The organism is Sphingopyxis sp. BE235 (assembly GCF_031457175.1).
Taxonomy (GTDB): Bacteria; Pseudomonadota; Alphaproteobacteria; order Sphingomonadales; family Sphingomonadaceae; genus Sphingopyxis.
This window is the reverse complement of record NZ_JAVDWC010000001.1, coordinates 210,347-232,178: the sequence shown is the minus strand read 5'-3', so window position 1 is coordinate 232,178 and position 21,832 is coordinate 210,347. Positions and strand designations below refer to the sequence as shown.

16 protein-coding genes are annotated in these 21,832 nt (G+C 66.0%); 11 read left to right on the top strand and 5 right to left on the bottom strand.

Going from position 1 to position 21,832, the window contains the following annotated elements:
• Position 1 precedes the first annotated feature (1 nt).
• Positions 2-505 (top strand): hypothetical protein, encoded by a 504-nt coding sequence (locus J2X38_RS01200; RefSeq protein ID WP_310250260.1) that lies wholly within the window; start codon positions 2-4, stop codon positions 503-505.
• Between the two features lie 352 nt (positions 506-857).
• Here the strand turns inward: J2X38_RS01200 and J2X38_RS01195 are convergent, their stop codons facing one another.
• Positions 858-1,292, bottom strand: a complete 435-nt coding sequence (locus J2X38_RS01195; protein WP_310250257.1) for a hypothetical protein — start codon at positions 1,290-1,292, stop codon at positions 858-860.
• 107 nt (positions 1,293-1,399) lie between these two features.
• On the opposite strand from J2X38_RS01195, the gene gyrB reads away from it, so the two are divergent.
• Both gyrB and J2X38_RS01185 read left to right on the top strand, forming a co-directional pair.
• The gene (gyrB, locus tag J2X38_RS01190; RefSeq protein ID WP_310250254.1) at positions 1,400-3,976 is read left to right on the top strand and encodes a DNA topoisomerase (ATP-hydrolyzing) subunit B; all 2,577 of its coding nucleotides are present in this window, start codon (positions 1,400-1,402) and stop codon (positions 3,974-3,976) included.
• 133 nt (positions 3,977-4,109) lie between these two features.
• Positions 4,110-4,520 carry a septal ring lytic transglycosylase RlpA family protein gene (locus J2X38_RS01185; protein WP_058539511.1) on the top strand — a complete coding sequence of 137 codons (411 nt, stop codon included), beginning with the start codon at positions 4,110-4,112 and terminating at the stop codon, positions 4,518-4,520.
• Between the two features lie 173 nt (positions 4,521-4,693).
• Here the strand turns inward: J2X38_RS01185 and J2X38_RS01180 are convergent, their stop codons facing one another.
• Positions 4,694-5,623 carry a glutaminase gene (locus J2X38_RS01180; RefSeq protein ID WP_310250251.1) on the bottom strand — a complete coding sequence of 310 codons (930 nt, stop codon included), beginning with the start codon at positions 5,621-5,623 and terminating at the stop codon, positions 4,694-4,696.
• 100 nt (positions 5,624-5,723) lie between these two features.
• On the opposite strand from J2X38_RS01180, the gene J2X38_RS01175 reads away from it, so the two are divergent.
• From J2X38_RS01175 to J2X38_RS01140, 8 genes are all read left to right on the top strand, one after another.
• The gene (locus tag J2X38_RS01175; RefSeq protein ID WP_310250248.1) at positions 5,724-6,197 is read left to right on the top strand and encodes a VOC family protein; all 474 of its coding nucleotides are present in this window, start codon (positions 5,724-5,726) and stop codon (positions 6,195-6,197) included.
• Positions 6,194-6,520, top strand: coding sequence for a metalloregulator ArsR/SmtB family transcription factor (locus tag J2X38_RS01170; RefSeq protein WP_310250245.1), 327 nt, complete (start codon positions 6,194-6,196; stop codon positions 6,518-6,520). The genes J2X38_RS01175 and J2X38_RS01170 overlap by 4 nt, the downstream gene beginning before the upstream one ends.
• The gene (locus tag J2X38_RS01165; RefSeq protein ID WP_310250243.1) at positions 6,517-6,984 is read left to right on the top strand and encodes an SRPBCC domain-containing protein; all 468 of its coding nucleotides are present in this window, start codon (positions 6,517-6,519) and stop codon (positions 6,982-6,984) included. The genes J2X38_RS01170 and J2X38_RS01165 overlap by 4 nt, the downstream gene beginning before the upstream one ends.
• A 181-nt stretch (positions 6,985-7,165) precedes the next feature.
• Positions 7,166-9,574: a ligase-associated DNA damage response DEXH box helicase gene (locus J2X38_RS01160; protein ID WP_310250239.1), complete on the top strand. Its 2,409-nt coding sequence runs from the start codon at positions 7,166-7,168 to the stop codon at positions 9,572-9,574.
• A gap of 84 nt (positions 9,575-9,658) precedes the next feature.
• Positions 9,659-10,684, top strand: a complete 1,026-nt coding sequence (locus J2X38_RS01155; protein WP_058539517.1) for a retroviral-like aspartic protease family protein — start codon at positions 9,659-9,661, stop codon at positions 10,682-10,684.
• A gap of 40 nt (positions 10,685-10,724) precedes the next feature.
• Positions 10,725-11,441: a ligase-associated DNA damage response endonuclease PdeM gene (gene pdeM / locus J2X38_RS01150; RefSeq protein ID WP_310250234.1), complete on the top strand. Its 717-nt coding sequence runs from the start codon at positions 10,725-10,727 to the stop codon at positions 11,439-11,441.
• Positions 11,442-11,600: 159 nt separating this feature from the next.
• Entirely contained in the window at positions 11,601-14,408 is a 2,808-nt protein-coding gene (locus J2X38_RS01145; RefSeq protein WP_197411534.1) for a TonB-dependent receptor, read from the top strand.
• A gap of 243 nt (positions 14,409-14,651) precedes the next feature.
• Positions 14,652-17,435 (top strand): TonB-dependent receptor, encoded by a 2,784-nt coding sequence (locus tag J2X38_RS01140; RefSeq protein WP_310250228.1) that lies wholly within the window; start codon positions 14,652-14,654, stop codon positions 17,433-17,435.
• A 242-nt stretch (positions 17,436-17,677) separates the two neighbouring features.
• Here the strand turns inward: J2X38_RS01140 and holA are convergent, their stop codons facing one another.
• The 3 genes from holA to leuS are packed head-to-tail and all read right to left on the bottom strand — an operon-like array spanning position 17,678 to position 21,803.
• Positions 17,678-18,709, bottom strand: coding sequence for a DNA polymerase III subunit delta (gene holA / locus J2X38_RS01135; protein WP_310250225.1), 1,032 nt, complete (start codon positions 18,707-18,709; stop codon positions 17,678-17,680).
• Positions 18,706-19,254, bottom strand: coding sequence for an LPS assembly lipoprotein LptE (lptE, locus tag J2X38_RS01130; protein ID WP_310250221.1), 549 nt, complete (start codon positions 19,252-19,254; stop codon positions 18,706-18,708). Before lptE ends, holA begins: the two co-directional genes overlap by 4 nt.
• Positions 19,254-21,803, bottom strand: a complete 2,550-nt coding sequence (gene leuS, locus J2X38_RS01125; RefSeq protein ID WP_310250218.1) for a leucine--tRNA ligase — start codon at positions 21,801-21,803, stop codon at positions 19,254-19,256. The genes lptE and leuS overlap by 1 nt, the downstream gene beginning before the upstream one ends.
• Positions 21,804-21,832 lie beyond the last annotated feature (29 nt).

Here is a 21,832-nt window from a genome sequence, read left to right as displayed (position 1 = left end):
GATGATCAGCAAGCAGCCGGGTTTTCGCTATGGCGCCCTGGGCGCGCTGATGCTCGTTGTCGCGGGTTGCACCGCGATCCCGAAACCCGTCGCACCGCCGCCCCCGCAGCCCGTCGCACCCGCGCCAACTCCGGCTCCGCTGCCGACCCCCACGGCAGGCTGGGAAGACCGCGCGGTCAACGCCGGCGCATGGCGTTACGATAGCGGCAGCCGCACCGCGGCGTTCGTCCCGACGGGCAGCGCGAACCCGCTGCTCAGCCTGACGTGCAGCGGCGGCGGCATCCGGATGACATCGGCGCTCGCGGGCGATGTCAGCCTGCGCACCAGCGCGGGGACCGACCGGATCCGCTTCGATAACGGCAGCGCAAACCTCGCCAACCGCGACCCGCGGCTCGACCGCATCGCCTTCAGCCGTGGCCGCTTCGCGCTCGAAACGCCCGGCGGCGGCGCGATGACGCTGCCCGTGCAGTCGGAGATCGGCCGCGTGATCGAGGATTGCCGGTAAAAAAATCCTCCCTGTCGCGCAGCGATGGGGAGGGGGACCGCTTGCGAAGCAAGTGGTGGAGGGGCCGCGACGGTAGCGCCAAAGCCCCTCCGTCAGCGCTTCGCGCTGCCACCTCCCCATGGCTGCGCCACAGGGAGGACTATTCGAGAACGACGCTTTCCTACATTATCCGGCTGTGCCAGCCTGACCGCTGGCTCTTTGAATCGTCGATCATCACCTGCGCACGGGCAATATCCCGCACAGACCTTAACACGACAAAGGAGACAGTTTCGGCGCGTTCATGGGTATCCTTTGTCGCCTTAAAGCCACAAAAGACACAAATCGAACGCGCGCATGCGGGGTTTTTGTGGCTTTAGCCGCCCAGCTGCACCGTGCCGCCCTTGATCCAGCCCCAGCGGCACGGCCCCTGATATTCGCGGGCATTGGGCACCGACTTGCCGACGCCGCACATGTCGGGATCGGTGCCGGGGGCGGCGAAGACGACGCCGAACCAGGCGTCATTCTCGGCCGCTTCGCAGAGCGACACATTTGCGCCGCCGGCGAGCTTCGCCTTGACCGCACGCGTTTCGGCAGGCGCCCAATAGACGTCGGTGCCGCCCGTCTTGACGCGGCTGATGCTCGAACAGGCGGGCAGGCTCGGCCCTTCGGTGCCGATCATCACCGCGCGCGTGGCGAGCGGCTCGCCGGCAACCGCGGGGGCGTTTTCGGCGGGTGGCGCGGGCTGGCTGCACGCGGCGAGCGCGGCTGTCAGAAGGGCGGCGGCGGGGAAGACGAGACGATGTTTCATGCCTCTGAAACTAGCCGCCGCGACGCCCCCGCGCAACGCTCGTCGCGACACGACCGAGAGCCGCATTTTCGCTTGGGTTTTGCTGCCTTCGACCCTATATAATCGCTATGACGGACACCCCAGAAAATACGGCGCCGGTCGCGCCCGCCAACCAGCCCAACACAAACGCCTATGGCGCCGATTCGATCAAGGTTCTCAAGGGCCTCGACGCGGTGCGCAAACGCCCGGGCATGTATATCGGCGACACCGACGACGGGTCGGGCCTGCATCACATGGTGTTCGAGGTTTCGGACAATGCGATCGACGAGGCGCTCGCGGGGCATTGCGACCTTGTGCTGATCACGCTCAACAGCGACGGATCGGTCAGCGTCGAGGATAATGGCCGCGGCATCCCGACGGGTATCCACGCCGAGGAAGGCATTTCGGCGGCCGAGGTCATCATGACCCAGCTCCACGCCGGCGGGAAGTTCGAGAACACGAGCGACGACAATGCGTACAAGGTGTCGGGCGGACTGCATGGCGTCGGCGTCAGCGTCGTCAACGCCCTCAGCGAATGGCTCGAACTCACGATCTGGCGCGACGGCGAAGAGCATTGGATGCGCTTCGAACATGGCGATTCGGTCGGCCCGCTCAAGGTCAACGGCCCTGCCCCCGCGGGCAAGAAGGGCACGCGCGTCACCTTTCAGGCGTCGACCGAGACGTTCAAGAATGTTCTCGAATTCGATTTCGAGAAGCTTGAGCATCGCTATCGCGAACTCGCCTTCCTCAACTCGGGCGTCCGCATCAAGCTCGTCGACGCACGCCATGCCGAGCATGTCAGCCATGATCTGTTCTACGAAGGCGGCATCGGCGCGTTCGTGCGCTATCTCGACCGCAACAAGACCGCGCTGCTCCCCGACCCGATCGCGATCAGCAGCGAGCGCGACGGCATCGGCATCGACGTCGCGCTCGAGTGGAACGACAGCTATTATGAAAATGTCCTCTGCTTCACGAACAATATCCCGCAGCGCGACGGCGGCACGCACCTCGCGGCGTTCCGCGCCGCGCTGACGCGCACGCTCAACGGCTATGGCGACAAGTCGGGCATCCTGAAGAAGGAAAAAGTCTCGCTGACCGGCGAGGATATGCGCGAAGGGCTCACCGCAATCGTCTCGGTCAAGCTGCCCGATCCGAAGTTCAGCTCGCAAACCAAGGACAAGCTCGTCTCGTCGGAGGTGCGCCAGCCGCTCGAAAGCCTGATGGCCGACCGGATGACCGAATGGCTCGAGGAAAATCCCGCTTACGCCAAGGCGGTCATCCAGAAGGTCATCGATGCCGCCGCCGCGCGCGAAGCCGCGAAAAAGGCGCGCGAACTGACGCGGCGCAAGGGCGCAATGGACATCGCCTCGCTCCCCGGCAAGCTCGCCGACTGCCAGGAACGCGACCCCACCAAATGCGAACTCTTCCTCGTCGAGGGTGACTCGGCAGGCGGATCGGCGAAGCAGGGTCGTGACCGCAAGGTTCAGGCAATCCTGCCGCTCAAGGGCAAGATTTTGAACGTCGAGCGCGCGCGTTTCGACCGCATCATCTCGTCGAAGGAAGTCGGGACGTTGATCCAGGCGCTCGGCACCGGGATCCGCGACGAGTTCAACCTCGAGAAACTGCGCTATCACAAGATCGTCATCATGACCGACGCCGACGTCGACGGCGCGCATATCCGCACCTTGCTGCTCACTTTCTTCTATCGCCAGATGCCCGAGATCATCGAGGGCGGCCATCTCTACATCGCCCAGCCGCCGCTCTATAAAGTCGCGAAGGGGCGCAGCGAAGTGTATCTGAAGGATGATACCGCGCTCGAAAATTACCTTGTCGACGGCGGTATCGATGCTCTGATGTTAGAGACCACCGGCGGTGCGCGGTCGGGCGCCGACCTCCGCGATCTGATCGAGCATGGCCGGCGTCTGCGCGCGCTGATGCGTTATGTCCCGCGCGGCCACAACTACGAGCTCATCGAAGCCCTGGCACTGAACGGCGCGCTCGATCCCGAGCTCGACAGCGCTGGCCGCACCGCGGCGGGCGTGCGCGCGGCCGAATGGCTCAATGCCGCCGAACGCGCGCTGACCGGGGGCGCCGAAGCGAAATGGACGATCGTCGCGGCGGGCGGCGGTTATACGCTCGAAAAGCGCTGGCGCGGGGTCAGCGACCATCATGCGGTCGACGCCGCTTTCCTCGCGAGTCAGGAGGCGCGCCGCCTGCACAAGCTCGCGGGCGAACAGGCCGACACCTACGCGCATCCGGGCCGTTTGGTGAAGGGCAGCAGCGCCGCGGCAATGGCCGCCGACGCCGCCGCGCTGGCGGCCGCCGAGGCGGCCGAAGACGATGCCGAAGCGAGCGACAGCGACCTGCCCGCCGCGACCGCCGGCAAGGTCACGCCGATCACGCGGCCGTCCGAACTGCTCGAGGCGATTTTCGCGCACAGCCGCAAGGGTCTGGCGATCAGCCGCTACAAGGGGTTGGGCGAGATGAATGCCGAGCAGCTCTGGGAAACGACGCTCGACCCGTCGAACCGTTCGCTGCTCCGCGTCGAGGCCGAACAAGCCGATGTCGCGCACGAAATCTTCGAACGATTGATGGGCGACGAGGTCGAACCGCGGCGCGATTTCATTCAGACGAACGCACTGTCGGTGGCGAATCTGGACGTCTAAGTTCAGTTATTATTCGGTTAAAACCGAACAAATCGCACATCCGGACGCAAAATCACTTCAATCCAACGCGCGGCGGCTTGCCTTGGCAGGCCGCCGCTGCTTTTGGCGCCTCCTCTGACAAGGGGATGATGTCATGCGGGTCTTTTCTGCCATGATGATGCCGCTTCTGCTCACGGTCTCGGCCGCGGCGCAAGAAGTCGAAGTCACCGACAATCCGATCGCCGACATTGTCGACGAGACAGAAACCGAAATCGGTGGCGGCGTGGCGAGCTATTACGGCAACGAGCTTGCCGGAAACCGCACCGCGAGCGGTGAACGCTTCGACCCCGGCCAGCTCACCGCAGCGCATCGCTCGCTTCCCTTCGGCAGCATGGTGCGCGTCACCAACACCTCGAACGGCGACAGCGTCGTGGTACGCATCAACGACCGCGGCCCCTTTTCGCGCGGCCGCGTGATCGACGTCAGCCACGCCGCGGCACGCGAAATCGGCATGCAACGCAGCGGCACCGCGCGCGTGAAGCTGGCACTTCTCAACGACGATTAAGCCATGCTGGCAACCGGCTCCTACCGACCGATTGTGGACCTTCTTCTCATCGTCATCCCGGACTTGATCCGGGATCCATAGCCGCGCCGTCGTCGTGGATCCCGGATCAAGTCCGGGATGACGAAGTTGGGATAGCAAACGTCCGCTCACCACCCCCCAGCTCCCGCTCCCCGCTAATCGAACACCGACCACCCCGCCGCATAAGCAAAATGTTCGAGCGCAACCGCGCCCGCGAGTGACGTCCCCGCCTCGTTGAGCGCGGGCGACCAGACCGCGATCGATCCCTGCCCCGGCGCGATGCAGAGGATGCCGCCGCCGACCCCGCTCTTGCCCGGCAGACCGACGCGAAAGGCGAATTCGCCGCTATTGTCGTAATGGCCGCAGAGCATCATGATCGCGTTGATGCGCCGCGCGCGGTGCGGCTCGATCAGTTGCTCGCCGGTGCGCGGATCGCGGCCCTCCATTGCGAGGAACAGCCCGGCGCGCGCGAGCTGGCGGCACGACATGGCGATCGCGCACTGACGGAAATAGACGCCGACCACCGTTTCCACCGGGTGCTTCAGATTTCCGAACGCGTCCATGAAATGCGACAGGCTGCGGTTGCGCGCGCCCGTTTCGGATTCGGAGAAAGCGACGTCGAAATCGATCCCGACGTCTTCGTCGTTTGCCCGCGCGCGCATGAAATCGACGATCTCGTCGGCGACCGCGTCGCCGCTGCGCCCGTCGATCAGCCGGTCGGTCGTCGCGATCGCGCCCGCGTTGATCAGCGGATTGCGCGGGATGCCATGCTCGCTTTCGAGCTGGACGATCGAGTTGAACGCCGATCCCGAAGGCTCGCGCCCGACGCTGTCCCACAGCGAACTGCCGACACGGCGCAGCGCGAGCGCGAGCGTAAAGACCTTTGACACCGACTGGATCGAGAAGGGCTCGTCGGCGTCGCCCGAGGTGTGGACGGTGCCGTCGGGGAGCGCGAGCGCGAAGCCGAGCTTGTTCGGATCGACCTTGGCGAGTGCCGGAATATAGTCGGCGACGCGGCCCTGGCCGAGATGCGCCGCAGCGAGCTTCATCGCCTCTTCGATATGATTGCGCAGATCGTCGGTCATGGCGCTTCGCCTAGCATAATCAATGCGCGAAGGATGTATTTTCATTTTTCTAGAAATATTCTATGAAATGGTAATTAACTAGCGACTCGGGAGAAGAGACATGGTCGATCATCCGCGCGGCAAGGGCCTTTCCAGCGCCGTCAGCTATCAGGACCCAAAAGCGGCGTTCCGCTGGCTGGAAGAGGCGTTCGGTTTCGAACCGCTTTTCGTGCTGCTGGACGGCGACGGCAATCTCGCCCATTCGGAAATGGGCTTTGGCACATCGACGTTGATGGTCGGCAGCGAATGGTCCGACGATCACAAGAGCCCCAAATCGATTGGCGGCAAGAACACGCAGTCGGTGCATATCCAGTTGGCAGTGGGCGAGGATATCGACGCGCATTGCGAAAAGGCGCGCGCCGCGGGGGCCGACATCATCGCCGAGCCCGAGACGCAGTTCTACGGCGACCGCAGCTACCGCGCGAAGGACCCCGAGGGGCATATCTGGACCTTTGGCGTGACGGTCGAGGCGAAAACCGCCGAACAATGGGACGCCGAGGGCGGGTTCACGACTAAGACGCGGCTCGACGATTGAGCGCCGCGCTCGACCGGATGCTGGGCGCGCTCGCCGATCCGAAACGGCGGCGCGCGATCGAACTGCTGGGCGAGCGCCCGCGCAGTGCGGGCGAACTCGCGGCCGAACTCGGCCTCGCGCCGCCCGCGATGAGCCGCCATTTGCGCGCGCTGAAGGAAGGCGGGCTGGTCGAGGACGGCCATCCGGCATTCGACGCGCGCGTGCGCATCTATTCGCTCAAGGACGGTGCGACCGCCGAGCTCAAACAATGGCTGGTCGAGACCGAGGCGCTGTGGTCGCACCAGCTCGCGGCATTCAAACGCCATGTCGAGGGCGGCGCATGACCGCTGCGGTGATCGTCGCCTTGCGTATCGGTGTGACGCCCGACGTCGCCTTTACCGCCTTCACGCGCGATATCGGGCTATGGTGGAAGAGCCATCCCCTGTTCCAGCTGTCGCGGCGCGGCGACGGCGCTTTGCGCTTCGACCCCACGGGGCCGGACGGGCGGCTCGTGACGCGCTTCGACGACGGCAAAGAGTGGGAGATTGGCGCGGTGCATCACTGGCTGCCCGGCGAGCGGCTGGCATTCGGCTGGCGATTGCCCAGCTTCCGGGACGACCAGGCGACCGAGGTCGATGTGCGCTTCGAGGCGGTTGGCGACGAGACGCGTGTGACGGTCGAGCATCGCGGCTGGGACAACATCCCGCAGAAACATGTCGCGCGGCACGGTTTCGAACTGATGCTGTTCCAGCGAAGGTTGGGCGAGTTTTGGCGGGGGTTGCTCAAGGAGATGGAAGCGGGGCTTTAGTCCCCCTCCCGCTTTGCGGGAGGGGCTAGGGGAGGGCATGTCAAATAGCGGTCGGGGCCGAAACAGGCCCTCCCCCGACCCCTCCCGCAAGCGGAAGGGGAGAAGAAGCGTCCGCAACCGGTCGTTAGCTGACGACGAGAGAAAGATTGCGCGCGCCTCTCGCGCGCCCCACGTTCCACATATGCCCCTCCCCGCCCCTTTCATCGACTGGTTCGCCGCGCGCGGGTGGCGGCTCAGGCGGCATCAGGCCGACATGCTCGCCGCGGGCGAACGCGGCGAAAGCGCGTTGCTCGTCGCCGCGACGGGAGCGGGCAAGACGCTGTCGGGGTTTCTGCCGACACTCGTCGATCTGGCGCGGCATCCGACCGACCGGCTGCACACGCTGTACGTCTCGCCGCTCAAAGCCCTCGCCGCCGACGTCGAGCGCAACCTCCTCGGCCCGATCGCCGAGATGGAACTCGACATCAGCGTCGAGAGCCGCAGCGGCGACACATCGTCGGACAAGAAGGCGCGCCAGCGCAGCCGGCCACCGAACATCCTGCTGACGACCCCCGAATCGCTGTCGCTGCTGCTGTCCTATCCCGACAGTTTCACGATGTTCGCCGATTTGAAGACCGTGGTGATCGACGAAATCCACGCTTTTGCGCCCGGCAAGCGCGGCGACCTGCTCAGCCTCGCGCTGTCGCGGCTCCAGGCGATCGCGCCGGGGCTGCGCCGCGTCGGCCTGTCGGCGACGATCGCCGACACCACCGCCTATCGCAGCTGGCTCGCGCCGAACGGCGATGCGGAGGCGGTGACGCTCGTCGAGGGCGAGGCCGGCGCCGATCCCGAGATCGGCATATTGCTGCCCGAGGGTGCGGTGCCTTGGGCCGGGCATTCGGGGCGCTGGGCGGTGCATCAGGTGATGGATGAGGTCGCGAAGAACCGCACGACGATCATCTTCTGCAACACCCGCGGGCTCGCCGAGCTGATTTTTCAGGAGCTGTGGAAGGTCAACGACCTGTCGCTTCCGATCGCGATCCACCACGGCAGCCTCGACCGCGAGGCGCGGCTGCGCGCCGAGGCGGCGATGGCCGAAGGACGGCTGCGCGCGCTCGTCGCGACGTCGAGCCTCGACCTCGGGCTCGACTGGGGCGACGTCGATTGCGTGATCCAGATGGGGGCGCCGAAGGGCTCGTCGCGGCTGCTCCAGCGCATCGGGCGCGCGAACCACCGGCTCGACGAGCCGAGCAAGGCGCTGATTGTTCCGGGCAACCGCTTCGAATATCTCGAGGCGCGCGCGGCCCTGGATGCCGTCGAGGCGGGAGAGCGCGACGCCGACCGCTTTCGCCCCGGCGCGCTCGACGTGCTCGCGCAGCATGTGATGGCGCTCGCGTGCGCGGCGCCGTTCAAGGAGGATGCGCTGCTCGCCGAAATCCGCTCGGCGGCGTCCTATCGATGGATCGATGCGCCGACCTTCGCGCGGTTGCTCGGCTTCGTGCGCGATGGGGGCTATGCGCTCAAAAGCTATGATCGCTTCCGCCGCCTCGCGCCCGACGGGCAGGGCGGCTGGCGCATCGCGCATCCGCGGCTGGCGGTGCAGCACCGGCTCAACGCGGGAATCATCGTCGAGGCGCCGATGGCCGATGTGCGGTTCAAAAACGGCCGGCGGCTCGGCAAGGTCGAGGAATATTTCGCGAGCACGCTGTCGCCCGGCGACACCTTCGCCTTCGCCGGCCTCAGCCTCGAGGTCGAGGCGATCCGCGACACCGACCTGATCGTACGCGCGACGACGCGTCCGGCGCGCATCCCGAGCTATATGGGCGCGCGCCTCGCGATCTCGACGCGCCTCGCCGACCGGGTGCGGCTGTTCCTCGCCGACCCGGCGAGCTGGCAGCGCTTTCCCGAGGATGTCCGCTTCTGGCTGGAGATGCAGGCGCTGCGATCGGCGCTGCCGCGCCCCGGCGAGCTGCTCGTCGAGACCTTCCCGCACGAGGGCAATCATTATCTCGTCTGCTATCCGTTCGAGGGTTGGAACGCGCACCAGTCGCTGGGCATGCTGATCACCAAGCGCATGGAGCGCGCGGGGTTGCAGCCGCTGGGCTTCGTCGCGTCGGACTATGCGATCGCGATCTGGTCGCTGCGGCCCGTCTTGCATCCGCAAAATCTGTTCGATGCCGAGATTCTGTCGGAGGAGTTCGTCGAATGGGTCGAGCGGTCGCACCTCCTGAAGCGCGCCTTCCGCGAGGTCGCGGTGATCGGCGGGCTGATCGAGCGCCAGCATCCGGGCAAGCGCAAGACGGGCAAGCAGGTGACCTTTTCGACCGACCTGATCTTCGACGTGCTGCGCAAATATGAACCCGACCATCTGCTGCTCGAAGCCGCCTGGGCCGACGCACGCGAACGGCTGACCGACGTGGCGCGGCTCGGCGACCTGCTCGACCGCGCGGCGGGAACGATGCTGCACCGGACGCTCGACCGGATCAGTCCGCTCGCGATCCCGGTGCTCGTGCTGATCGGGCGCGAAAATGTCGCGGCCGCCGATATCGACGACGCGCTGCTGGGCGAATTGGCAGACAGCTTGGCGGAAAAAGCCATGCGCCCCGGATAAGGCGGCGCGGCGCATCCGGCGTTTCGCTTGCTGCGACGCCCGATGAGGCGTAGATTACGCCTAAACATAATGAGGATGCCAGCGATGACCCAAGCTATCCAGCGGTCCGTCCTGTTCGCGCTGCTGCTCGCCGCCCCCGCGCTGATTGGCGCGACCCCGGCTCCCGCCGATCCGCCCCCCGTTCCGGCACCGGCCGGCGACATCGTCGCGCCGCCGGTGACGGTGGTGCCCTTTATCCAGCCGTTCGACCTTGATGCATCGCGGCGCATGTCGGTAAAGGTCATGGTTGGGGGCAAGGGCCCCTTCTCCTTCCTCGTCGACACCGGCGCCGAGCGAACGGTGATCGCCCGCGAACTTGCCCAAAGGCTGGGACTGGCCGAGGGAGCGAAGTTACGGCTCGCCACGATCGGCGGCGCGGCGACGGTGCCCAGCTACCGCGTCGCCGCGCTGCAGATGTCGAACCTGCACCTCGCCTCAGTCGAAGCGCCCGCCTTTTTCGGGAGGCATATCGGCGCCGCGGGGCTGATCGGGGTCGACATGCTCGAAGAACGGCGCGTGCTGATCGATTTCCGCAAGGAAAGCATGCAGATATTGGAAACGCGCCGCCGCGCGCCGTCGCTCATCAAGGACGATGACGCGATCGTCGTCACCGCGCGCAATTCGGCGGGGCGCCTGATCCTGTCCGACGCGCGGTTGAACGGCAAACGCATCGACGTGATCGTCGACACCGGAGCGCAGACGAGCGTCGGCAATATGGCGTTGCAAAGGCTGGTCGCGAGCAAGCGCGCCAACCGTTTTCCCTTTGAGGCGACGATCCTCGACGCGGTCACGGGCGAGGCGGTGCCCGCAACGCGCACCGCGATCAAACGCATCGTGATCAACGGCATGGACGTCAACGACCTGCCGGTGAGTTTCGCCGACGGCCAGGCGTTCCGCGCGCTGGGCCTGCACGAACGGCCCGCCCTGCTGTTGGGGATGGACAGCCTGTCGATGTTCGACCGGGTCGAAATCGATTTCCCGAACAAGCGCGTCGTGTTCGACCTGCCCGACGGGGCGCATCGCGAGTCCGGCCAACGCTTCGCCGCAAATGGGATCGCCGCAGGAGGCTAGGGCGCTTGCGGCGGGGTGCCGCCGCAGCCATAGCGGATGTATGTCCGCCGCCGCGACCTTCGATTTTGCAGGCCAGCAGTTTCAGATGCTGGCCGACCGGGCGCTGTTCTGGCCGCGCCACGGCGCGCTGATCGTCGCCGACCTGCATCTGGAGAAAGCAAGCTGGTACGCCGCGCTCGGCCAGCCGCTGCCGCCTTATGACAGCCATGACACGCTCGACCGGCTCGCCGCGCTCGCGGCCGAAACCGGCGCGCGCGCGATCTGGTGCCTCGGCGACAGTTTTCACGACCGCGATGCGGCGGAGCGCATCGTCCCCGCGGTCGCCGATCGCCTGTTCGGGCAGGCGGCGTCGGCGAAGCTGCTGTGGATCGCGGGCAATCACGACGGGCTGACCGGCGGCGCGTGGGGAGGCGAGGTCGCCGACGAGCTGGTGATCGACGGCATCGTTTTTCGCCACCAAAGCATAGGCCGCGAAACGCGGCCGGAAATTTCGGGGCATTTCCATCCCAAATTGCGGCTCAACATCCGCGGCCGTTCGGTATCCCGCCCCTGTTTCGCGGGCGATGGACAGCGCCTGATCCTTCCCGCTTTCGGTGCGCTGACGGGCGGGCTCGCGGTCGACGACGTGGTCATCGCCGCGAATTTTTCCGGTGCGTATGAGGCGATGCTGGTCGCGCGCGGCCGCCGGCTCTGCTTTCCTTGCCCCGGCCGGGCGGCCGATGACGCTACGGCAAGCCGCGCGGTTGCCACTCGCTAGGCCCTAAGCCCCGTCGAACAGGCGCTTTTCCGCCTGTGGCCAAAAAGCATCACCCCGTCAAAAACGACGCAAATACGTGCCCCCCGCTGGATCGGCCGCGCAATTGAGTTATGCTCCGACCGCAACAAAAATAAATAAATGTTGAGAGGAGTGCCCGATATGAAATCATCTTCCCTTCGTGCTGCCCGATTTATGCGCACCAGCGCGCTCGGCGTATCGCTTGCCATGGCAGCGTTCTCGGTTCCCGCCTTTGCGCAAGACGCGCCGGCCGACACCGCGACCGACGACAGCGACAACACCCCGATCATCGTCACCGCGCAGGGCCGCTCGCAGCTGCTCTCCGACGTGCCGGTCGCAATCTCGGCCGTCAGCGCCGAAACGCTGCAGAACAGCGGCGCGAACGACATTCGCCAGCTGAATCAGCTCGCGCCGTCGCTGCTCGTGTCGTCGACCGGCTCGGAAGCCAACGGCTCGGCGCGTATCCGCGGTATCGGCACCGTCGGCGACAACCCCGGCCTCGAAAGCTCGGTCCCCGTCTTCATCGACGGCGTCTACCGTTCGCGTTCGGGCATCGGGCTCAACGAGCTCGGCGAACTCGACCGAATCGAAGTCCAGCGCGGCCCGCAGGGCACGCTCGGCGGACGCAACTCGTCGGCGGGCCTGATCAGCATCTATTCGAAAAAGCCCGATTTCAACTTCGGCGCCACGGGTGAGGTCACCTATGGCAATTATGATTATTGGCGTCTCGGCGGCAGCGTTACCGGCCCGCTCGGCGAAACGCTCGCGGCGCGCCTCGACGGCGTGTGGGTCAAGCGCGACGGTTTCTACAAGGACACCGCGAACAATCGCGACGTCAACAACCGCGACCGCTATTTCCTGCGCGGGCAATTGCTGTTCGAACCGACCGATGCGCTGTCGGTCCGCCTGATCGCCGACTATACCTCGCGCGACGAGGAATGCTGCGCGGCGACCTATGTCGGGCCGAGCGTCAACCAATATATCGGCAATCTCAACACCCCCAGCACCGTCGGCGCGGGTGCGACCCCGACGTCGAACAATATCATCAACGTGCTGCGCGACCTCGGCCAGTCGGTCGGTGCGTTCAACCAGGGTTACAGCCGCGACATTTCGGTCACCCCGGGCCGCAGCTTTGCCGGCAAGACGAAGGATTACGGCTTCTCGGGCCAGATCGACTATGATTTCGGCGGCGCGACGCTGACCTCGATCACCGCGTACCGCGAGTACCGGTCGAGCCAGGCGGGCGACGTCGATTACGGCACGGTCGACATCCTCTATCGCGCCCCCGACAAGGACGCCTATCGCCAGTTCCACACCTTCACGCAGGAACTGCGCCTGCAGGGCGAAGCGTTCGACGGCAAGCTCGACTGGCTCGTCGGCGGCTTCTATGCCGATGAAAAGCTGCGGGTGCGCGACAATCTGCGCTTCGGCGAAGACTATGGCCGGTTCGCGGCGTGCCGCCTGATCACGGGCACGGCGCTCTCGGGCCTCTATTCGCCGGCCAGCCCGTCGTGCATCATCCCGGGCGTCGGCCAGGCGACCCTGCTGGGCGCCTTCGGTCCCGCCGCCGGCCCCGATATCGTCGCGAGCCTCGCGGCGCTCGATGGGATCAGCGACAAGGGCAGCATCAACGACGTCTATCGCCAGAATGGCAAGAACTGGGCGCTGTTCACGCACAATATCTTCCACATCACCGACAAGCTCGATTTCACCTTCGGCGTCCGTTACACCAACGACAAGAAGAAGTTCTCGGCGACCTTCACCAACGACAACACCGCCTGTCAGGTGATCCAGGGCCGGTTGCTCGACGATCTGTCGAGCCCGAACGCCACCATCCGCGCCGTCGCGGGCGGCCTGATCGGCCTCGGCTGCCAGGGCAATTCGACCGCCGAGCTCAACAATGTGTCGATCAACGACAAACGCAGCGAGGACGAATGGACCGGCACCGCGATCCTGTCGTACAAGCCGGTCGACGACCTGATGGTCTATGCGAGCTATTCGCGCGGCTACAAGGCGGGCGGCTTCAACCTCGACCGCTCGGCGCTGAAATCGCCGATCCTGCCCTTCGCGGCGACCCCCGGCGGCGCGCAGGGGCTGGTCGGCAACCTGCAGTTCGATCCCGAAAAGGTCGACAGCTATGAACTCGGCGCCAAATATGCGACCGGTCCGTTCGGCCTCGGCCTAACCTTCTTCCGGTCGGACTTCTCGAGCTTCCAGCTCAACACGTTCAACGGCACCGTCTTCCTCGTCCAGAACGTCAACGGCTGCGACAGCGACCTGAACGGCGGCGACCGCGACCAGAGCAAGTTTACCGGTGCGCCGAACTTCAACGCCGCGGCGGCGACCACCGGCGCCTGTCCCAGCGACGACGTCAGCCATGGCGTCCGGTCGGAAGGCTTCGAACTCGAAGCCTCGCTCGTCCCCGCGCGCAGCTTCCGCATGACCGCCGGCCTGACCTATGCGAAGACCAAATATCGCGGTCAGCTGGTCGGCAATAATTCGGGCGCCCCGCTCGACCAGGCGCTGCGCCTGCTGCCGGGCAACAATCTGTCGAACGCGCCCGAACTGGTCGCGACCGGCAGCATCGCCTGGACCCCCGACATCGGCAGCAGCGGGCTGACCGGCCTCGTCTATGTCGACGGCCGCATGACCGGCGATTACAACACCGGTTCGGACCTGTTCCCGCAGAAGGAACAGAATGGCTATGCGCTGTTCAACGCGCGCATCGGCATTCGCGGCCCCGACGAGAAATGGGGAATCGAATTCTGGGGCCAGAATATCTTCAACAAGCAATATGCCCAGGTCGCGTTCAACTCGCCCTTCCAGGAAGGTGCGACCTCGGCGACCGCCGCCTTTGCCGACCCGCAATATCCGGGCGGCCGCCAGATCTTCTCGCAGTTCCTTGCCGAACCGAGGACCTATGGCGTGACGTTGCGCGGTAAGTTCTAAACACCAGCGAATGACAGACTATCGGGGGCGGGACACATGCTGTTCCGCCCCCTTTCTTTTGGCCGGACAAGTCAACCCGTCACATCTGACAGCTGTGACATAAATGCCGCGGCACGCCGGACAATGAGGTTGCCGGACGGGGTTGCGCTGGCTTGGCCCGGCCCGGTCATGATAGGCTGCTGCACAAATAGAATATCATGACGCTCTCCCGCGAAAAAACACCTGTGGAGGAGGGCCTGACCCATGAAAAACTGTTCCCGCCGTACCCGCCTGCTGCGTAGCAACGCCGCGGGCCTGCCGCTTGTCCTCGCCTTGTGGGCCGCGCCCGCCGCGGCGCAGGAAGCCGGCGCCGAGGCGAATGACGAAACGATCATCGTCACCGCGACGCGGCGCAGCGAGGCGCTGTCCGATGTCCCGATTGCGGTTTCGGCGGTCACCGGCGAGACGCTGGAAAAGACCGGCGCGACCGACGTGCGTGCGCTGGGACAGGTCGCCCCGTCGCTGCTCGTGTCGGGCGCGACGAGCGAGGTCAATTTCTCGGCACGCATCCGCGGCATCGGCACGGTCGGCGAAAATCCCGGCCTCGAATCGTCGGTCGGCCTGTTCATCGACGGCGTCTATCGCAGCCGCACCGGGGTCGGCCTGTCCGAACTCGGCGACATCGAACGCGTCGAGGTGCTGCGCGGGCCGCAGGGCACCTTGTTCGGGCGCAACTCGACCGCGGGGCTGATCAACATCGTCACCAAAGGTCCCGAGCTCGGCCGCTTCGGCGCCAAGGGTTCGATATCCTATGGCAATTACGATTATTGGCGCGTCGACGGGATGATCAATGCGCCGCTGGGCGACAAGGTGGCGGCCCGGCTCGACGGTGTCTGGCAGAAACGCGACGGTTTCATCGACAATGCGACGGCGGGCGAACCCGACATCAACGACCGCGATCGCTGGCTGGCGCGCGGGCAATTGCTGTTCGAACCGAGCGAGACGCTGAAATTCCGCCTGATCGCCGATTACAGCAAGCGCAACGAAAATTGCTGCGGCGGCGTCCTGCTGAACCCCGTGCGCAACCTGACGCGCGGACCCGACGGCTTTCCCGTCGCATCGGCGAACACCTTGCTGCCGATCCTGCAGGCGCTGGGCGCGAACCATCAGGTCCCGCCGGCGGGAACGCCCTTTGTCCGGCGGCAGTCGACGACGCCCGGAGTCACCTATCGCTCGGACACCAAGGACTGGGGTGTGTCGGGCGAGCTGAACTGGGAGCTTGGCGCGGCGACATTGACCTCGATCACCGCCTATCGCGATTACAAGAATGCGCAGGGTCAGGACGCCGATTTCAGCGCGCTCGACATACTGCGCCGCACCGACCTCGACCGCCGGTTCCGCCTGTTCACGCAGGAGGTCCGGTTGCAGGGCGAGGCGTTCGACGGGCGGCTCGACTGGCTGGTCGGCGGCTATTATGCGAACGAGAAACTCGATGTCGACGACGACATTGTTTACGGCAATAATTACGAGCAATTCGCCAACTGCCTGCTCTTCGCGAGCGCATTGCCCTCGGCGGTGCTGCCCTCGAATGCGTCGTGCGTGAACGTGCCGGTGGTGCAGGGGACGATCGCCGTGCTGCCGCCCGGCGCGACGCGGACGCTGCTGCAGGCGCTGATCGCCAATCCGGCGCGCCCGGGATTCGGCTCGCTCGCCGCGGCGCTCGGCCAGCCGACGCTCGCGATCAACGGCACTGGCAATCAGGGATCGACCTTTGCGCAGCGCAGCCGCAACTTCGCGGTCTTTACGCACAACAGCTTCGATATCGTGCCCGACGTGCTGACCTTCACGATCGGCGCGCGCTACACGAGCGAGCGCAAGACCCTCGATGCCGACGCGAATTTCAACAATGCGATCTGCCCGCTGATCGTCAATTCGCCCTTCCAGTCGCTCGCGACCTTGCCCTGCGTCATCAACAGCACCGCGCCCGACCTGCCGCGCGGCAGCGCGGGGACGAAGTTCAAGGACAATGAATGGACCGGAACCGCGGTGCTGAGCTGGAAACCCGCCCCCGAATGGCTCGTCTATGGATCGGCGTCGAAGGGATATAAAGCGGGCGGCTTCAACCTCGATTTCTCGGCGCTCGACCGGACATGCAACACGGCCTTCGACCCGGCCTGCGCGGCGCGGCTGGCGCTGCCCGCGAACACGAGCGGCAACGGCCGGCCCGAGGCGAGCGACCTGCAGTTCGCGAGCGAAAAGGTCGATGCCTATGAACTCGGGATCAAATGGGACGGCCCCGGGATCGACGTCAATGTTGCGGCTTTCTATCAGGAATATAGCAATTACCAGCTCAACACCTTCAACGGCGTCAATTTCGAGGTCACCAACATTCAGGCGTGCAAGGACGATCTGAACGGCGCCGATTCCGACGGGTTGGCGGCGACCGGCGCCTGCCCGTCCGACCGGCTGAAACCCGGCGTGCGGTCGAAGGGGATCGAGATCGAAGCCTTCCTGCGCCCCGCGCGTTATGTGTCGGTCAATATGGGGCTGACTTATGTCGACACGCTCTATCGCCGCAATCTGGTGGGCACGGGCGGGCGGCCGCTGTCGCCGGTGCTGTTCCAGCTTCCCGGCCGCGGCGTGTCGAACGCGCCGCGCTATGTCGCGACCGCGGGGATCAGCTGGACGCCGCCGATCGGCAGTTCGGGGATGAGCGCGCTCGTCTATCTCGACACGCGCCTGCAAAGCGACACCAACACCGGCTCCGACCTCGACGTCGAAAAGATCCAGGACGGTTTCGCGATCTTCAACGGCCGCATCGGCCTCTATGGACCCGAGCGGCGCTGGGGCATCGAGCTGTGGGGCCAGAATCTGCTCAACAAGCGATATTACCAGATCGGCGCCGACATGCCGCTGCAAGGCGGCGGCACCTTCCGCGCCGTCGCGGCGCCCGCTTCCTCCGGGCTGGCGGGCACCGCGAACCAGCTATTCGTCGGCTTCCCCGGCGAACCGCGCACCTATGGCGTGACATTGCGCGGCCAGTTCTGACCGTCTCTCCCCCTCCCCGCTTTGGGGAGGGCGTAGGGAGGGCCTGCCGCGGCCGGGCACTGTCGCGTCAGGCCCTTTCCTTTTGGGTGATGTCCCAACGGTGGGAGCAGACGGCAAACTACCCCCGCGTCGTCATCCCGGACGTGATCCGGGACCCACGACGACGGCGCAGCTATGGATCCCGGATCAAGTCCGGGATGACGATGAAAGGAAGGGCGGCTCCGGTCGGAAGCTGCCTGAACCTACCGCGCCCGCGCGGCCTGGTGCGCGATGTCGGTCATCAGCTTGCGGAACAGCACGGCGCCCGCGGTGCCCGACGCCTTGAGCGCGCGTTCGCAGTCGAGCAAGCGGCTCATCAGCCGTGCGATGCGGACCGAATCCCAGATATGGAGCTGCGCGGTCACCGCGTCGCGCTCCTTCCAGAAAATACCGCTGGTGCGCGCCGATACCACGGTGGCCGGGTGCGCGCCGCCGTCGACCTCGGCGCGTAGGCGCGCAAGCGCCATCGCGCGGATCGCGAGCGCGCGGATGATGCGGATTTCGGCGACGCCGACCGCCGTCGCCTTGGCCAGCATCTCGGGCATTTCGCGTACCTTGCCGCCGAGCGCGACATTGATGCACTCGCTGACATCCTCCTCGTGCGTCGCGGCGCCGAGCGCGGCGATGTCGGCCGCGGTCACCTGTCGTTGCCGGTCCGATCCCGCGTCGAGGTAGAGCGCGATCTTCTCGATCTCGCGCCGCATCAGCGCCTGGTCGCCCGAGACGAGGTCGACGAGCAATTGTGCCTCGGCATTGGCGAGCCGCAGCCCCTGTTCCTGCCCCGCCGTCATCGCGATGCCGACGAGCGCGCGGCGGTCGGGCTGGTAGCAGATCGCCGCAACGGCATGATCCGAGCCTTCGACGAGCTTGACGAGTTTCGACTTGGCGGTGACCGACGCGCCGGTCGCGATTACCGGGTTGATCGCGGTTTCGGCGGCGAGCAGCGCCTCGACCGCCGCAAGGCCGTCGTCGCCGCTGCCCGACAATTCGACCCTGATCACGCGCGCGGACGAAAAGAGCGACATCGACGCGGCTTCGGCGGCAAGCAGCGACGGGTCCTGCGAGAGTTGCGATCCCGAAAGGTCGAGCCGTTCGGCATCCTTGCCCGCGAGCCCGATCAAATGGCTCGCGACGGCTTCCATTGTCGCTTCGTCGGGGCCGGTGAGGAGGGTGAAACGAACCGCGGGGTCGAGGCGCGAGAGGCGTTCGAGTTCGTTCGGCTTGACCGTCTTCATTGCCCTGCGGGCGTCGGGGCGGGCGCAGCGGCCGGTTGTCCGCCGCCGCGGTTCGCAAAGACGGCGAGGCGCGCGACGATCTGGTCGGCGACCGCCGACGCGAGGCGTTCGAGCGCCGAGGATTCGGCGGCGATCGTCGCATATTCGCTGCCGACGACGTCGATCCCCGCGTCGGAGAACGCCGTCGCGTCGAGCAGCACTTCGCCGGTCGCGGCATTCACGAGCTGGTAGCGTGCGCGCAGCGTCCGCCGCTCGCGCGTCACCGCATCGTCGGCGCGGACGCCGAAGCCGGTGATCGAATCTTCAAGCCGCACGTCGAGGCGGAGGCGCTTGCCCGCGCCCTCGCCGCCCTGCGTCGCCTGCAGCCGGTCGCGGAGCGCGTTGCGGACGAGCCAGCCGCTATGCCCCTCGATCGCCGCGACGTCGACGTCGGCGAGCACCTGCGCCACCGCCCCCTTGCTGCCGTTCGCGTAGAGCGGGCGGAGCCCGCAGCCGCCGACAAGCAGCGAAGCAGCGACGAGGCAAGAGGTCAGGAGATTACGCATCAGGGAACGATATTCACCAAACGGTCGGGGACCACAATGACCTTCTTCGGCGCGGCGCCGGCGAGCAGCTCGACGATGCGCGGGCGCGCGAGCGCCGCGGCTTCCACTGCATCCTTGTCGAGACCTTTGGCGAGCGTCATCGTATCGCGCAGCTTACCCGCCATCTGGATGGCGATTGTCACCTCGTCATCGACGAGCAGTGCCGGATTGGCGGCGGGCCATGCGGCATCGGCGATCATCGCGGTCGTGCGCTGGCCGGCGGGAAGCGCGGACCATGCCTCTTCGGCGAGGTGCGGCAGCATCGGTGCGACGAGCAGGATGAGGGTGCGGCACGCCTCGGCGCGGGTCGCCGAGGGCTTGGCCTTCTCGATTTCGTTCGCGAGCGCGTGGACCTTGGCGACGGCCTTGTTGAAGCCAAGCGATTCGATGTCGGCGGCAACGCCGGCGATCGCCTGATGCAGCTTGCGCGCAAGGCCCAGGTCTTCGGCACCGTCACCGACATTTTCGGTGTCGCCGAAGATCCGCCACAAGCGCTGGACGAAGCGCCATGCGCCCTCGATGCCCGCCTCGCTCCACGGCAGGTCGCGTTCGGGCGGGCTGTCCGACAGCATGAACCAGCGCGCGGCGTCGGCGCCATACTGGTCGAGGATGGCGTCGGGATCGACGACATTCTTTTTCGATTTCGACATCTTGATCACGCGGCCGACGTCGACCGAATAGCCGTCGGCGGTGAGCGTCGCACCGTCGGGACGACGCTCGATCTCCTCGGGGGTGAAGTAGAGCGGCGGCAGACCTTCGCCCTGCACGCGGCTGTAGGTTTCGTGCGTCACCATGCCCTGCGTGAAAAGGCTCGCGAAGGGCTCGGCGATGTCGATCATGCCCATATGCTTGAGCGCGCGCGTCCAGAAGCGCGCATAAAGCAGGTGAAGGATCGCATGCTCGATGCCGCCGATATATTGGTCGACGGGCAGCCAGCGGCGGATCACCTCGGGATCGAACGGCTTGTCCGACGGCGAGCTGGCGAAGCGCAGGAAATACCAGGACGAATCGACAAAAGTGTCGAGCGTGTCGGTTTCGCGCACCGCGTCACCGCCGCAGCCGGGGCAATGGACATGTTTCCACGTCGGATGGCGGTCGAGCGGATTGCCGGGAACCGAGAAATCGACATCCTCGGGCAGGACGACGGGAAGCTGGTCCTTGGGCACTGGCACGGTGCCGCACGCATGGCAGTGGATGAAGGGGATCGGCGTCCCCCAGTAGCGCTGGCGCGAGACGCCCCAGTCGCGGAGGCGCCACACGGTGGTGCCCTTGCCCCAGCCTTCATGCTCGGCGCGCGTAATGACCGCGGCCTTGGCTTCGTCGATCGTCATGCCGTCGAGGAAGTGGCTGTTCACCAGCTTGCCGGGGCCGGTGTAGGCTTCGGTTCCGGTGAAATGCTGCGCGGTCGCGTCGCCGTCGGCGATGACGCGGTGGACCTGCAGCCCATATTTATGCGCGAAGTCGAGGTCGCGCTGATCGTGCGCCGGGCAACCGAAGATCGCGCCGGTGCCATAGTCCATCAGCACATAGTTCACGACCCAGACGGGCAGGTGCCAGTTGGGATCGAGCGGGTGTTCGACCGCGATGCCGGTGTCGAAGCCCATCTTCTCGGCGGTGTCGATTTGTTCGGCCGCGGTGCCCTGGCGGCGGCAGTTCTCGATGAACGCGGCGAGCTCGGGCGAATCCTTCGCGAGCCGCTCGGCGAGCGGATGGTCGGGCGAGATCGCCGCGAAGCTTGCGCCGTAAAGCGTGTCGGGGCGCGTCGTGAAGACGTCGAAACCGGCCGCGCCGCCAGCGAGCTTGAAGCTGAACTCCAGCCCCTGCGACTTGCCGATCCAGTTTTCCTGCATCAGCCGCACCTTGTCGGGCCAGCTGTCGAGTGCGCCCAGCCCTTCGAGCAGTTCGTCGGCGAAGTCGGTGATCTTCAAAAACCACTGCGACAGCTTTTTCTTTTCGACGAGCGCGCCCGAGCGCCAGCCGCGGCCGTCGATCACCTGCTCGTTCGCGAGCACGGTCATGTCGACGGGGTCCCAGTTCACATAGCTGTGCTTGCGCGTGACGAGCCCCGCGGCGAACAGGTCGAGGAACAGCGCCTGTTCCTGGCCGTAATAATCGGGCTCGCACGTCGCGAGCTCGCGGCTCCAGTCGATCGCGAGGCCAAGGCGCTTCAGCTGCGCGCGCATCGACGCGATATTGTCGCGCGTCCAGCCGCCGGGGTGGACGCCCTTTTCCATCGCGGCGTTCTCGGCGGGCATGCCGAACGCGTCCCAGCCCATCGGGTGGAGCACGTCGTGCCCCGTCATCCGCTTGAAGCGCGCGAGGACATCACCCATCGCATAGTTGCGGACGTGACCCATATGGATGCGCCCCGACGGATAGGGGAACATCTCGAGGATATAGGCCTTGGGCCGATCTTCGCTATCGGTCGTGGCAAAGCTGTTCGCCGCCTCCCACGCCTTTTGCCAGCGGGCGTCGGCGGCGAGGGCGCCAAAGCGCGGTTCGCGGGTCATTCGTCGGTTACCCCGTTAGTCTGTGTGGG

Coding starts and splice junctions, on each gene's coding strand:
- J2X38_RS01140 (WP_310250228.1), top strand. CDS start 14,652: ATGAAAAACTGTTCCCGCCGTACCCGCCTGCTGCGTAGCAACGCCGCG.
- gyrB (WP_310250254.1), top strand. CDS start 1,400: ATGACGGACACCCCAGAAAATACGGCGCCGGTCGCGCCCGCCAACCAG.
- J2X38_RS01155 (WP_058539517.1), top strand. CDS start 9,659: ATGACCCAAGCTATCCAGCGGTCCGTCCTGTTCGCGCTGCTGCTCGCC.
- lptE (WP_310250221.1), bottom strand. CDS start 19,254: ATGCGTAATCTCCTGACCTCTTGCCTCGTCGCTGCTTCGCTGCTTGTC.
- J2X38_RS01200 (WP_310250260.1), top strand. CDS start 2: ATGATCAGCAAGCAGCCGGGTTTTCGCTATGGCGCCCTGGGCGCGCTG.
- pdeM (WP_310250234.1), top strand. CDS start 10,725: ATGTCCGCCGCCGCGACCTTCGATTTTGCAGGCCAGCAGTTTCAGATG.
- J2X38_RS01145 (WP_197411534.1), top strand. CDS start 11,601: ATGAAATCATCTTCCCTTCGTGCTGCCCGATTTATGCGCACCAGCGCG.
- J2X38_RS01180 (WP_310250251.1), bottom strand. CDS start 5,623: ATGACCGACGATCTGCGCAATCATATCGAAGAGGCGATGAAGCTCGCT.
- J2X38_RS01160 (WP_310250239.1), top strand. CDS start 7,166: ATGCCCCTCCCCGCCCCTTTCATCGACTGGTTCGCCGCGCGCGGGTGG.
- leuS (WP_310250218.1), bottom strand. CDS start 21,803: ATGACCCGCGAACCGCGCTTTGGCGCCCTCGCCGCCGACGCCCGCTGG.
- J2X38_RS01175 (WP_310250248.1), top strand. CDS start 5,724: ATGGTCGATCATCCGCGCGGCAAGGGCCTTTCCAGCGCCGTCAGCTAT.
- holA (WP_310250225.1), bottom strand. CDS start 18,709: ATGAAGACGGTCAAGCCGAACGAACTCGAACGCCTCTCGCGCCTCGAC.
- J2X38_RS01165 (WP_310250243.1), top strand. CDS start 6,517: ATGACCGCTGCGGTGATCGTCGCCTTGCGTATCGGTGTGACGCCCGAC.
- J2X38_RS01185 (WP_058539511.1), top strand. CDS start 4,110: ATGCGGGTCTTTTCTGCCATGATGATGCCGCTTCTGCTCACGGTCTCG.
- J2X38_RS01195 (WP_310250257.1), bottom strand. CDS start 1,292: ATGAAACATCGTCTCGTCTTCCCCGCCGCCGCCCTTCTGACAGCCGCG.